Here is a 13,049-nt window from a genome sequence, read left to right on the forward strand (position 1 = left end):
GAGGGCGGCGTCGCCGCGTGCGGGGCGTCCGGTGCGCACCGCCCGCTCCGTCGCGCCCCGGTCACTCCGGTGGGCACCGGTCCCAGGGGGCCGGTGCTCGCCAGCGTCGCCGGTGCGTGGCAGCGTCGCCGGTGCGTGGCAGGACGACTGATGCCCTGCAGGATCACCGGTGCCGCGCAGGCCTACCGGCGTCGGGCACGGGCCTGTGGATGACGCCACGGGGCCGGCGCGCCGACCTGGCACGCTGACGCGATGCTCGGCTCCGCGCCCCCACCACCTTTCGACCCCGGCCGGCTGCGGCTGGGGTCGGACCTGCGGCGCAGGGGCGTCGAACCGGCCCAGGACCGCACGTCCTGGCACCAGGTCCGGCACGGTGTGTGGCTACCGCGCCCGGTCTGGGGCGCCCTGACGCCGGGGCAGCGCCACGCGTCCCTGGTGCACGCCTCCCTGCTGCGCTGCCGGCCGGGGAGCGGGCACGTCGTCTCGGGCGTCTCGGCCGCCGCGCTCTGGGGCCTGCCGCGCATCGAGGACTGGCCGCCCGCCGTCGTCGTGCACGCGCCGTCCGGCCGGGTCAGCGGGTCCGACCTGCTGCGGCCGCTCGTCGGTCCCGAGGTCGACCCGGTCGACGTGGCGGGCGTGCGGGTCACTCCGGTGCCGCGCACGATCGTCGACCTGGCCCGCACCGGGTCGCTGGCCAGTGCGGTCGCCGCCGCCGACCACGCCCTGCGGCACCGGCTGTGCACGCAGAACGAGCTGGCGGCCGAGGTCGCGGTCCTGCCACGGCGCACCCGCGGCCGGACGGCCGCCGCCCTGGTGCGGGACCTCGCCGACCCCGACAGCATGTCGGCGGGGGAGAGCCTGTCGCGGGTGCAGATGTTCCGGCTGAACCTCCCCAGGCCCCGGCTCCAGGTCGAGCACTCGGACGCGGACGGCGTCATCGGGCTGGCCGACTTCGGGTGGCCCGGGGTGGCGGGGGAGTTCGACGGGCAGGTCAAGTACCGGGTGCCGGAGGGTGCCGACCCCCGCCGGGCGGGCGAGGTGGTGTGGGCCGAGAAGCGCCGAGAGGACCGGCTGCGCCGTCAGGTCAGGGTCGCGCGCTGGATCTGGGCGGTGGCGATGGACCCGCCCGCGCTGGCACGGGTCCTGGCCGAGGTGGGGGTACGCCCCGCGGCCTGCTGCACCTGGTTCGACCTCGGGAGGCCGACGGCGTGACTCCGGAGGCCGCACCGGGCATCCGGCCGAACACCGGGTATCCCGCAGCGCACCGGCCACTGCGACGGGCACCGGCCACCTGGGGCCGGGGTGCGGCAGCGTGACCGGTGCGCGGCAGGATGACCCCAGCAGGCGTCCAGGCCATAGCCCTCCGCGCCCGCGTGGGCGGGCCCTCGAACCGCCGCGCCGCGCGCCGTGGGGCCGTTGCGCTGACAGCGGACAAGTGCGACGCGCCGCACCGCTCGGCGGTTCAATGGGTGCGGCACCACCCGCCGACAGGTAGCGTCGGCGGCGTCGTCAGCGCCGAGGAAGGGACCCGTTCGTGGCACGCGTCGGAGAGACCAGCGACCTGCTCAAGTGTTCTTTCTGCGGCAAGTCGCAGAAGCAGGTCAAGAAGCTCATCGCCGGCCCCGGCGTGTACATCTGCGACGAGTGCATCGACCTCTGCAACGAGATCATCGAGGAGGAACTGGCCGAGACCGGCGAGCTGGGCCTCGACGAGCTGCCCAAGCCGCGCGAGATCTTCGACTTCCTCGAGAACTACGTCATCGGCCAGGACGTCGCGAAGAAGGCCCTCGCCGTCGCCGTCTACAACCACTACAAGCGCATCCAGGCCGGCGAGGCCGCGGCCTCCGGCAAGAAGGACGCCGAGCACGTCGACATCGCCAAGTCGAACATCCTGCTCATCGGGCCCACCGGCTGCGGCAAGACCTACCTGGCCCAGACCCTGGCCAAGATGCTCAACGTCCCCTTCGCCATCGCCGACGCCACGGCCCTGACCGAGGCCGGCTACGTCGGCGAGGACGTCGAGAACATCCTCCTCAAGCTCATCCAGGCCGCCGACTACGACGTCAAGAAGGCCGAGACGGGGATCATCTACATCGACGAGGTCGACAAGATCGCCCGCAAGTCCGAGAACCCGAGCATCACCCGCGACGTGTCCGGCGAGGGGGTGCAGCAGGCGCTGCTGAAGATCCTCGAGGGCACCACCGCCTCGGTGCCTCCGCAGGGCGGCCGCAAGCACCCGCACCAGGAGTTCATCCAGATCGACACCACCAACGTGCTGTTCATCGTGGGGGGTGCGTTCGCCGGGCTCGAGAAGCTCATCGAGTCGCGCAACGGCAAGAAGGGCCTGGGCTTCGGCTCCGAGCTGCACACGCCCAAGGACCTGGCCGACAGCATCCACGAGGTCATGCCCGAGGACCTGATGAAGTTCGGTCTGATCCCCGAGTTCATCGGCCGCGTCCCGGTCATCACCACGGTCGCGCCGCTCGACACCGCCGCGCTCGTCCGCATCCTCACCGAGCCGCGCAACGCCCTCATCAAGCAGTACCAGAAGATGTTCGAGATCGACGGCGTCGTCCTCGAGTTCACCGACGAGGCCGTCGAGGCCGTGGCCGAGCAGGCCCTGGCCCGCGGCACCGGCGCCCGTGGCCTGCGCGCGATCATGGAGGAGGTCCTCCTCCCCACCATGTTCGACGTGCCGAGCGACGAGGAGATCGCCAAGGTCGTCGTCACGCGCGAGGTCGTCCTCGAGAACGTGCTGCCGACCATCGTGCGCCACGACGCCGACTCCACCCGCAAGCGCACCCCGCGCAAGCGCTCGGCCTGACCCGGGTCGACCCGCGGTCGAGCCCCGACACGACGCCCCGCCGGATGCCGGCGGGGCGTCGTCGGCATCAGGCCCGGCGGCCCGCCGCAGCGCGCAGCAGGGCCGCGGTCCCGGCGACGGCCAGCAGGGCCACGGCGCCCACCCACGGGCCCCAGCCCACGGGCGTGCGCGAGGCCAGGAGCCCCAGGGCCGCACACCCGCCGCCGAGAGCGGCAAGCACACCCGTCTGGCGCGCCCACCGGGCGGCGGTGGAGCGGGGGAGCATCGCCCCCGGCGGCCAGGCCGCCAGCAGCGACAGCGCCAGGTGCGTGACGAGCAGCAGGGTGGCGCCGAGCGCTGCCAGCGACCAGTCGGTGACCGAGGCCGGTACCGTGCGCGAGGTTGCCAGCACCAGCGCCTGCAGCGCGAGCAGTACCAGCGCGCCCCACGACGCCGGGGCGAGCAGGGCCCAGACGGTGGCCCCGGCGAGCAGGGGGCCGGCGATCTTCAGCGCCCCGGGGAGCTCGGCCATGGCCACGAGCAGGACCAGCACGTCGCTGGCCACCACGGTGCCGCGGGCCAGCCGGCGCCAGAGCGTCGCCGGGATCATCGGCCCACCGCCGTGGAGCGCCGGCGCCGGCCGAGGCCGCGCAGTACGGCGTCGAGCGACCCGGCCCCCTGCCACGGCACCACCGGGACGCCGGCCGCTGCGCAGCGCCGCACCTCGCGCTCGCGGTCGAGCAGCCGCAGCCGCCACACCAGCCGGGCGAGCCGCGGGTCCCCGATGCCGGTCGCGGCCATCGCGTCCTCGGCGGAGACGCCGGTGCCGGCCAGCGCGGCCGGGAGGGTGTCGACGACGAGGACGACGTGCCCGCTGCGCGCCAGGCGCACGGCCTGGCCGAGCGGGCCGACCGAGACCAGCCCCGACAGGAGCACCACGACCGCCCCCGGCGAGACGGCCCGGGCCAGCTGGGCCTGGAGCAGCCGTTCCTCGGCCAGGGTCCCGCGGGCCGGCTCGGCACGCCCCAGACCGACCAGGACGCGCGCCAGCTGATGGTGGCCGCCCACGGCCGGCACCTCGACCAGGCCGCCACCGCCGAGTACCGACAGCCCCACGCGGTCACCCGTCGAGAGGTAGTGGGCCGCCACCGCACCCGCGGCCTCCACGGCCACGTCGAGGCTGGTCAGGCGCCCACGGGCGACGTCGCGGTGCCCGAGGTCGCGCACGGCGTCGACGACGACCTGCACCTCGGCGTCCTCGTCGGCGTAGGTGGTCGTCACGTGCAGGGCGCCGGTGCGCAGCGACACCGGCCAGTGGATGCGGCGCAGCCGGTCGCCGGTGCGGAAGGGGCGGATGTCGGCGAGCTCGGTACCGCCGCCGGGACGGGTGGAGCGGTGCTGACCCACCAGGCCGACCGGGTGCGGCAGGGCGGCCCGGGAGGTGAAGTCACCGGGCCTCGGGACGACCACCAGGGTCTCGGTGTGCTGCTCGGGCCAGCTCCACACGAACGAGCCGAGGTCACCGACCGCTGCGACCTGCGCGGGCCCCATCCGCCGCACCCCCCAGCGGGCGGGGCGCACGCCGACTGCCACCGGCACCGCCGTGCCGTCGCCCCTCGCGGTGCCCACGACGTGCCCGTGGGCGGGGGTGGTCTCGGTCCAGCGGTCGGCGGGCAGGTGGGCCAGCACCTCGCGCAGGCCGGCGACGGGCTCGACGTCGACCCGCCAGGTCAGGCTCTCGCCCTCGTGCACCGGGCCACCCTCGAGCCGGCTGCGGGCGGTGGGCGCGGTGCGGGGGGCGGTGAGCACCGACCACAGGGCGACCCCGAGCAGCGGGACCCCCAGCACCGCCACGTCGCCCCGGCGCAGGCCCGTCCCGATGACGAGCAGCGCCAGCCCGACGGCGGCGGCCCGGCCGAACGCCCGGGTGGGGCGCCAGCCGCCGTTCACGCCGAGCGCACCGCGACCCGCGGCGCCGGGACCGTGCGCAGCACGTCGGCGACGATGCTGCGGGGCCCGACGTCGCTCATCCACAGCTCGGGACGGGCGACGACCCGGTGCTCGAGCACGGCGGGCGCCACGGCCTTGACGTCGTCGGGCGTCACGTAGTCGCGACCCCGGATGACGGCGTAGCCGCGCCCCACCAGCAGCAGCGCCAGGGACCCGCGGGGGGAGGCCCCCATCAGTACCTGCTCGTGCTCGCGGGTCGCGCGCGCCAGCGCCACGCAGTAGCGGGCGACCTCGGGCGAGACGGTGACGTCCTCGAGGGCGGCCTGCAGCTCGAGCAGCTCGGCGGCGTCGACCACGCGGCGCGCCTGCTGGTCCTCCTGGCGGCGCGACATCCGTCGGTGGAGCACCTCGAGCTCCTCGTCGGCGCCGGGGTAGCCGAAGGCCACGCGCACGAGGAAGCGGTCGAGCTGGGCCTCGGGCAGCGGGTAGGTGCCCTCGTACTCGACCGGGTTGGCCGTGGCGAGCACGTGGAAGGGGCGCGGCAGCGGGAAGGTCTGGCCCTCGACCGTGACCTGGTGCTCCTGCATCGCCTCGAGGAGCGCGGCCTGGGTCTTGGGCGGGGTGCGGTTGATCTCGTCGGCCAGGAGGAGGCCGGTGAAGATCGGGCCCTTGCGGAACTCGAAGGCGCCCTCCTTCTGGTCGAACACGAACGCGCCGGTGAGGTCGGAGGGCAGCAGGTCAGGGGTGAACTGCGCACGGGTGAAGTCCAGGCCGAGGGCGGTCGCGAAGGTCCGAGCCGCCAGGGTCTTGCCGAGCCCCGGGAAGTCCTCCATCAGCACGTGGCCCCCGGCCAGCACCGCCGCGAGGACGACCTCGGTGGCGGAGCGCTTGCCGACGACGACGGTGTCGACCTCGTCGAGGACGGCGAGCGCTCGCCGGTGCGCGGTGGGGATGTCGGTCACGGGTTCTCCTTCGGACGGGACGGGTCGGCCGGGGTGGGGCCGGGCTGGGTGGTGCTGGAACGGGTGGCGCCGGGGGAGAGGGCCTCCAGCTCGGTCACGAGCCGCTCGACCTCCTCGAGCGAGGTGGGTCGCGGGGGCGCCGCCAGGTACGTGGCGAGCGGGCCGGGCGGGACGCCGTGGGGCGCGCGGTCGTCGGCGATGCGGGTGACGATGTCGTGGAGGCGCTCGGAGGCGCCGGTGTCGCGGGGCTCGGGCTGCAGCGTGCGGCGCAGCGTCGCGATGCCGGGCTCGGGCGGTACGTCGTCGGCGCGGCGCGGGAACCAGGCCCAGTCGACGTCGTCACGGCGGACGAGCACCGGCACCAGGGCGATCAGCGCGACCCCGACCGCAGCCGCGGCGAGCGCCTGGAGGACGACCGGCCCGCGGACCAGGGTCAGGAGGACGACCAGGACGACGGCCCCCGCGGCGAGTCCGGCGCGCGCCCGCGGGCTCGGGAGGTCAGCCACGGCGCACGCCCGCCTCCCGCGCGGGAGCCAGCTGGGCGTCGAGCGCGCGCAGGGCGTCCTCGGCCCGGGTGCGGTCGTCCTCGGTGAGGGGGTGGTGCGACCAGCTCGCCTCGCGGTAGAGGGCGGCGAGCGCGTGCAGGGCGCCGGCATCCACCACGTAGCGCCCGAGCGCCGCGACGGTGGTCTCGGTGGACGTGCGCGAGGGCGGCATCGGCAGGCCGGCGTCGCGCAGGCTCGCCTCGAGGCGGGTCCAGGCCGCGACGATGCCCTCGGCCGGGCTGCCGCCCGACAGGGCGGCCAGGCGTCCGGAGGCGTCGGAGGCGACGGTGGCCGCCACCCGGTCGACGTCCGGCCCGGCCGTGGCGTCGCCCACGACCACGCCCCGGTCGCGGTAGGCGTCGAGCAGCTGACGGGCGACCAGGGCCAGCAGGAAGAGCACCGCGACGCCCAGCAGGACTGCAGTGCCGTAGCCGAGGACGGCGTCGAGCAGGCCGCCGTCGCGGCGGGTGCCGGTGAACGGCGGCGCGTTGATCTGCGACTGCGGTGCCTGCGAGTCGTCCAGCGGGGCGGTGGGGTCGTTCGTGAAGGTGGCCGTGGGGCTCGAGATGACCCGGGCGGGGAGTGGCACGGCGGAGGCCCAGACGACGAGGAGGACCGTGACCGTCCCCACCGCCGTGACGACGGCCCCACGGCCGAGCGGGAGCGCGCGACGGGAGAGCACGGACACACCCAAGCACACCCGGTGATGGCATCGGGAGCCGGTTGGCGTCACGATGGGGCCGTGGCGACCACCTTCCGCCTGCGTGCGGGTGACACCGGCCCCGTCCAGCAGTCACCCGTGACGTGTGGCTCGGCGTGCCTGACGGTGGCCCGGATGCTGGTCGACCCCGTCTTCGCGTCCTGGGTCCGCACCGGCGAGCCGCACCCGCCGGGCTCGCCCGCCGGGTCGACCCCGGCCGAGCGCTTCGCCGCCTACGAGCGGGTGGTGATGCGGCGCACCAACGGGCTGCTGGCCGGGCGGCACCGACTCAACCTCCCGTGGCCGCGGGCCCTCGGCACCCCGCCCTGGGGGGCCAAGCACGAGCTCGAGTACGGCGCGTCCCGCGCGGGCACCGAGTACGTCCTCGACACGGTGCGCGGCCTCGACGAGTACGCCCTGGTCGAGGCCTTCGACCGGCTCGTCGACTGCGTGGCCGACGGTGAGCCGGGCCTGCTCTACATCGGCTCGCGGCTCCTGCCCCGCCACGTGGTGCTGGTGCTGCCCGGCGACGGGGACCGGATGCTCGACGTCTACGACCCCGGCACCGGGCGGGTCGACCACCTGCGGCGCGACGCCCTGGTGCAGCACCGCATGGGGCTGTCGGGCTGGGACGTGCCGTGGGTCGCGGTGCGCCCGAACGGTCTTCGGCGGGTCGAGACGCGGGAGCGGGCGGTGGCGCCGAGCCCCGCCCCGGCCTGACCCGACATCCCCACTTTTTCGCCCGGTGCTGGAACCTTCACCATCGCCGCGGAACCGTTGCGCGGCGAGGGTGAACCTTCCCGCACGGGGAGAAAAAGTTGGAGCGGGGGTCAGGCGGTGGGCTTGGCGACCGGCACCAGCTCGACGTCGCGGGCCGCCACCTCGTCACCGGCGGCGAGGTCGAGGGTCCCGGTGAGCTTGCCGGCGGCGCGCAGGTCGGCCTCGGCCGCCCGCACGTGATCGAGCGCGGCCTCGGGCCCCACGATGGTCAGCGTCGGCACCTCGGCCCGCATCCCGACCTTGGCCTCGGACTTGGCCTTGCGCACCACGGCCAGGGCCGCGCCGACGGACCCGAGCAGCGCCGGGTCGCCGCCACCGGGGACCTCGTCGACGGTGGGCCACGCCGCGCGGTGCACCGAGCCGTCGTGGGTCCACGACCAGACCTCCTCGGTGACGTAGGGCAGCACCGGAGCGAGCAGGCGCAGCACGACGTCGAGCGAGATCCGCAGGGTCGCACGCGCACTGGCGGCCGCGGCATCGCCCTGCGCCCCGTACGCACGGTCCTTGACCAGCTCGAGGTAGTCGTCGCAGAACGCCCAGAACCACTGCTCGGTGACCTCGAGGGCCCGGGTGAAGTCCCACGCCTCGAAGCCCGCCGTCGCCTTGGCCACGACGTCGCGCAGCCCGGTGAGCAGCGAGCGGTCGATGGGCTGGGTCACCAGCGCGGCGAGCTCGCCGTCGACGTCGCCGAACGAGAGGGCGAACTTGCTCGCGTTGAGGACCTTGATGGCCAGGCGGCGCCCGACCTTGATCTGCCCGACGTCGTAGGCGGCGTCGGTGCCGAGGCGCCCGCTGGCGGCCCAGTAGCGCACGGCATCCGCGCTGTGCTCCTTGAGCAGGTCCTCGGGCGTCACGACGTTGCCCTTGGACTTGCTCATCTTCTTGCGGTCGGGGTCGAGGATCCAGCCGCTGATGGCGGCGTCGGTCCAGGGCACGGTGCCGTGCTCGAAGTGCGCGCGCACGACCGTCGAGAACAGCCAGGTACGGATGATGTCGTGGCCTTGGGGGCGCACGTCGAAGGGGAAGACCTTCTCGAACAGCGGGTCGGTCCCCGTGCCCGCGGCGTCGCGCCAGCCGGCGGCGATCTGCGGGCTGAGCGAGGAGGTGGCCCAGGTGTCGAGGACGTCGGGGTCGCCCACGAAGCCGCCGGGCTCGCCGCGCTGCGTCTCGTCGTAGCCGGCGGGCGGGTTGGCGGCCGGGTCGACGGGCAGCTCGGCCTCGGAGGGCACGATCGGGTGGGCGTAGTCGGGCTCGCCGTCGGCGTCCAGGGGGTACCAGACCGGGATCGGCACGCCGAAGAAGCGCTGGCGCGAGACCAGCCAGTCGCCGTTGAGGCCACTCACCCAGTTCGTGTAGCGCGAGCGCATGAACCCCGGGTGGAAGTCGATCTCGTCGCCGCGCGCCACCAGGGCCGCGTTGAGTTCGACGTCGCGGCCACCGTTGCGGATGTACCACTGGCGCGAGGTCACGATCTCGAGGGGCTTCTCGCCGCGCTCGTAGAAGTTGGCCTTGCGCTGGGTGGGCTTGGGCTCGCCGTCGAGGTCGCCGGACTCGCGCAGCGCCGTGACGACGGCCTCGCGGGCACCGAACGCCGTCCTGCCGGCCAGGCCCTCGGCGTAGAGCGCCTCGCCCGGGGTGCCGGCGAGCCATGACGGCACCTCCGACTGCACCCGGCCGGTGCGGGTGATGACCGAGCGGGTGGGCAGCCGCAGCTCGCGCCACCACAGCACGTCGGTGAGGTCGCCGAAGGTGCAGCACATCGCGATGCCCGCACCCTTGTCGATCTCGGCGGCGGGGTGCGCGAGCACGGGCACCTCGACCCCGAACAGCGGCGTGCGCACCGTGGTGCCGAAGAGCGGCTGGTAGCGCTCGTCGTCGGGGTGGGCGATGAGGGCCACGCAGCTGGGGATGAGCTCGGGGCGGGTGGTCTCGATGTACACGGGGCCGTCGGCGCCGTGGAACGCGACCCGGTGGTAGGCGCCGGGGTAGTCGCGGGCCTCGAGCTCGGCCTGGGCCACGGCGGTCTGGAAGGTGACGTCCCACAGCCCGGGCGCCTCGGCCTGGTAGGCCTCGCCGCGGGCCAGGTTGCGCAGGAACGCCTGCTGCGCGGTGGCCCGCGAGTGGTCGTCGATGGTGCGGTAGGTGATCGACCAGTCGTAGCTGTGCCCGATCCGCCGGAAGAGCGACTCGAAGGCCTCCTCGTCGCGCACCGTCAGCTCGTCGCAGAGCTCGATGAAGTTCTGCCGCGACACCGGCGTCTCGTCGGCCGCCTTGGTGCTCCTGGCGTCGCCGCGGAACGGCGGCTCGAACGCGGGGTCGTGGTGCAGCGTGGCGTCGCCGCGCACGCCGTAGTAGTTCTGCACCCGCTTCTCGGTGGGGAGCCCGTTGTCGTCCCAGCCGATCGGGTAGAAGACGTTGAAGCCGGCCATCCGCTTGTAGCGCGCCATGCAGTCGGTGTGGGTGTAGCTGAAGACGTGGCCCATGTGCAGCGAGCCGCTGGCGGTCGGCGGCGGGGTGTCGATGGAGAACACCGCCGAACGCGGGCCGGCCAGTGCGGCCGCACGGTCGAAGGCGTAGGTGCCCTGCTCCTGCCATACCGCGGCCCACTTGTCCTCGAGGCCGTCGAGCGACGGTCGGTCCGGGACGGAGGCAGCGAGGGATGGGGAGAGGTGCTCGGTCATGCCGCACATCCTCCCAGACGGTGGGGCCGCGGCTCATCCGGGTTCAGGCGGTCGGACGCCGCCGCTGGAGTCGCACCAGGGCCAGCCCGAGCAGGAGGCTGGTCCCCGCCACGGCCACCCACAGCACCTGGCGCCGGTCGGCCGCCAGCGGGTCGGGCTCCTCGCCCACGGCGACCCGGCGGGAGACCGCCCGGGGCGATGCGGTGGGGGTCGCACCGGGCAGCAGTGGTCCGGCGACTCCGGCGTCGAGGACGGCGGTGAGCGCCTCGACCGGCTGCACCAGGCCCCATCCGACGGCGTCGTCGCGGGCGTCGCGGCGCTCGCGGGCGGCGGTGGCCTCGAGCCGGTGGGCCCAGCCGCGGGGCCCTTCGGCCGGGAACCGCTGCGCGAGGAGGGCGGCGGCGGCCGAGACGTAGCCGGTGGCGTAGCTGGTGGAGCCGTCGTCGGCGCTGAGGTAGCAGTCGCCCCACGCGCCGAAGGTGGTCAGCACGTCGACGCCCGGCGCCGCGACGTCGACCTGCTCACCGCGCACCGACGTCCTGGCGACCGTGTCGTCGGCGTCGGTGGCGGCGACCCCGAGCGCGTCGCGGTAGCCCGCCGGGTAGCGCACGCCGGTGACCGGGAGCGAGTCCTCGGCCGTGGCGGTGCCGGCGGACGCCACGACGAGGGCGCCCCGGGAGGTCGCCGTGGCCACCGCCGCGGCCAGCCGCGGGTCGTCGCGGGTGGTGCTGAGCGAGACGTTGATGACCTTCGCGCCCTGGTCGGCCGCCCACACGATGGCCTCGGCGAGGGTTCCGGCGTCGGCGTCGGCGGCCCGGTCATCCTGCTCGTCGGGGACCACCTTGACCGGAAGGATCGTCGCGCGCTTGGCCAGGCCCTGCACCCCGGAGCGGGAGGCGAGGGGGCGGGCGGCGATGATGCCGGCCACGGCGGTGCCGTGCAGGCGCTTGTCGGTGGTGGCCGAGCCCCCGACAAAGCTGCGCCCCGGCAGGACCGACCCCTTCGGGAAGTGCGCGTTCGCCGCCGCCACGCCGCTGTCGACGACCGCGACGGTGACGCCCCGCCCCGTGGCCAACGGCCAGGCGCGGGTGGCTGCCAGCCGGATGAGGCCGGCCGGGGTGTCGGCGACGTACTGGGTGCGGCCCTCCTCACAGGCCTCGCCCGCGGCGGGCGGCGCCGCGCCGGGGACCCCGGCCCGAGCGGCCGGGACGGGGGACGCCGCGGCGGGGAGGGCGGTGCCCGCCGCGAGCGCCGCGACCACGGGAACCAGGGCCACCAGGGCCCGGCGCCGACCGCTCACGACTGTCCGCTGACGATCGTCCCGGCGGCCGCCGTGCCGAGCGACGGCCCGGAGCGGAACAGCTCGGCCCACGCCTGGGGCACCGGGACGACGTCGTCGGGCCGGTAGCCGAGGCGGGCGAGCACCTCCTTGTCGGGGGAGTCGATGGCGTAGGCGGTGGCGGTCTGGTCGATCGCCAGCACCGGACCCTTGCCGAGGACCTGCCCGGTGACGGCTCGGACGAGCGCGCCCGAGCCGGTGTCGACGGTGGTGCGGCCGCGCTCGGAGGCCGGCGGCTGGTCGACGACCGTGGTGAGGGTGACCTCGGGCGGGGTGCCGGCGGCCGCGGTCAGGGTGAGGCACGGGGTGGTCTCGAGGCCGGTCGGCAGGGCCTCGGGCCACTCGCGGGGGGCGATCTGCTGCGGGCTGACCTGGAGGCGGGCGATCTGGGCGGCCTGCACCGGGATCTCGGTGGACGAGGCGCCCGACCCCAGGCGGTACATCGCGAGGGCGACGTCGGGCAGCGGTTCGAGGTCGCCGCGCGGGGTGACCACGTAGTGGCGTCCGTCGCTGTCGAGCTTGAGGACCGAGCCGACGGTGGCCCCGGCCGGCAGCCCGGGCAGCGGCTTGCCGAGGTCGTCGACCGAGAGCGGGCCCAGCGCCGGGCCCTCGGGCACCAGGTTGAGCCAGGTGGCGGGCGCCTCGATGGGTGGGCGGCCGTCGAGGCGGAGTGCGACCGCCACCGCCGAGACGTTGCGGGCGGCCACCGGGTAGCGGAGGTTCCCGGCGACGACGAAGGTCTTCCCGGCCGCGCGGACCAGCACCGCGGCATCGGTGGCCGGGCGCCCGGCGCGCTGCGGGCCCACGGCGGTGGAGACCTGGCCCCCGGTGCCGAGGCACGAGAGCCATCCGCTGTCGACGAGCCGGTCGCGCGGGGTCAGCGAGTCGGGCGCCCCCAGGATGCCGAGGGTCGGCCCGCGCTTGATGTCGGCGAGCTCCTCGTCGGGGACCGCGACGACCTTGAACTTGTCGGCCGGGATGAGCAGGCGGGCACTGGTGGTGTTGACGACCGGGTGCAGCACGCTCTTGATGGAGACGTAGCGAGCGCCGCTGTCCTCGGCGATGACGAGCCGCTCGTTCTTCCAGTCGTCCGGCAGCGACGAGCGCAGCCAGCCGAAGGCCATGCTGCCGAGCACCAGCACGACCGAGAGCGCCAGACCGCCGACGACCGCCCGCAGCGGCCGGTCGGGCTCGACCTCGCGGCCGCCCGGGGCGCCGCTGACGAAGGCGGTGGTGAGGCGTCGCCGGCTGAACGACTGGGCCTCGACGAGGTCCTTCTTGGTGGCCAT

General features: G+C 75.1%; 11 protein-coding genes. 3 read left to right on the forward strand and 8 right to left on the reverse strand.

Going from position 1 to position 13,049, the window contains the following annotated elements; genetic code table 11:
- The first annotated feature begins 252 nt into the window (after nt 1-252).
- Both ATL31_RS14375 and clpX read left to right on the forward strand, forming a co-directional pair.
- Complete coding sequence (locus ATL31_RS14375; protein WP_101396431.1) at nt 253-1,212, forward strand: hypothetical protein; 960 nt, start codon at nt 253-255, stop codon at nt 1,210-1,212.
- Between the two features lie 322 nt (nt 1,213-1,534).
- Nucleotides 1,535-2,824, forward strand: coding sequence for an ATP-dependent Clp protease ATP-binding subunit ClpX (clpX, locus tag ATL31_RS14380; RefSeq protein WP_101396433.1), 1,290 nt, complete (start codon nt 1,535-1,537; stop codon nt 2,822-2,824).
- A 67-nt stretch (nt 2,825-2,891) separates the two neighbouring features.
- Here clpX and ATL31_RS14385 read toward each other — a convergent pair whose 3' ends face one another.
- Genes ATL31_RS14385 through ATL31_RS14405 form a run of 5 tightly spaced genes read right to left on the reverse strand, consistent with a single transcriptional unit; the run spans nt 2,892 to nt 6,942 of the window.
- The gene (locus ATL31_RS14385) at nt 2,892-3,413 is read right to left on the reverse strand and encodes a hypothetical protein (RefSeq protein WP_101396435.1); all 522 of its coding nucleotides are present in this window, start codon (nt 3,411-3,413) and stop codon (nt 2,892-2,894) included.
- The gene (locus tag ATL31_RS14390; RefSeq protein WP_101396437.1) at nt 3,410-4,753 is read right to left on the reverse strand and encodes a DUF58 domain-containing protein; all 1,344 of its coding nucleotides are present in this window, start codon (nt 4,751-4,753) and stop codon (nt 3,410-3,412) included. The genes ATL31_RS14385 and ATL31_RS14390 overlap by 4 nt, the downstream gene beginning before the upstream one ends.
- Nucleotides 4,750-5,715: an AAA family ATPase gene (locus ATL31_RS14395; RefSeq protein ID WP_101396439.1), complete on the reverse strand. Its 966-nt coding sequence runs from the start codon at nt 5,713-5,715 to the stop codon at nt 4,750-4,752. The genes ATL31_RS14390 and ATL31_RS14395 overlap by 4 nt, the downstream gene beginning before the upstream one ends.
- Nucleotides 5,712-6,221, reverse strand: coding sequence for a hypothetical protein (locus tag ATL31_RS14400; protein WP_101396441.1), 510 nt, complete (start codon nt 6,219-6,221; stop codon nt 5,712-5,714). Before ATL31_RS14400 ends, ATL31_RS14395 begins: the two co-directional genes overlap by 4 nt.
- Entirely contained in the window at nt 6,214-6,942 is a 729-nt protein-coding gene (locus ATL31_RS14405; protein ID WP_101396443.1) for a DUF4129 domain-containing protein, read from the reverse strand. The genes ATL31_RS14400 and ATL31_RS14405 overlap by 8 nt, the downstream gene beginning before the upstream one ends.
- Nucleotides 6,943-7,002: 60 nt before the next feature.
- Between ATL31_RS14405 and ATL31_RS14410 the strand changes: the two genes are divergently transcribed.
- Nucleotides 7,003-7,680: a hypothetical protein gene (locus ATL31_RS14410; protein ID WP_245862511.1), complete on the forward strand. Its 678-nt coding sequence runs from the start codon at nt 7,003-7,005 to the stop codon at nt 7,678-7,680.
- 110 nt (nt 7,681-7,790) lie between these two features.
- On the opposite strand, the gene valS is transcribed toward ATL31_RS14410, so the two are convergent.
- Genes valS through eccB form a run of 3 tightly spaced genes read right to left on the reverse strand, consistent with a single transcriptional unit; the run spans nt 7,791 to nt 13,049 of the window.
- Nucleotides 7,791-10,421: a valine--tRNA ligase gene (gene valS, locus ATL31_RS14415; protein WP_101396445.1), complete on the reverse strand. Its 2,631-nt coding sequence runs from the start codon at nt 10,419-10,421 to the stop codon at nt 7,791-7,793.
- 43 nt (nt 10,422-10,464) lie between these two features.
- Complete coding sequence (locus ATL31_RS14420) at nt 10,465-11,721, reverse strand: S8 family serine peptidase (RefSeq protein ID WP_143598403.1); 1,257 nt, start codon at nt 11,719-11,721, stop codon at nt 10,465-10,467.
- Entirely contained in the window at nt 11,718-13,049 is a 1,332-nt protein-coding gene (eccB, locus tag ATL31_RS14425) for a type VII secretion protein EccB (protein WP_101396449.1), read from the reverse strand. Before eccB ends, ATL31_RS14420 begins: the two co-directional genes overlap by 4 nt.

The organism is Phycicoccus duodecadis (assembly GCF_002846495.1).
GTDB lineage: Bacteria > Actinomycetota > Actinomycetes > Actinomycetales > Dermatophilaceae > Phycicoccus > Phycicoccus duodecadis.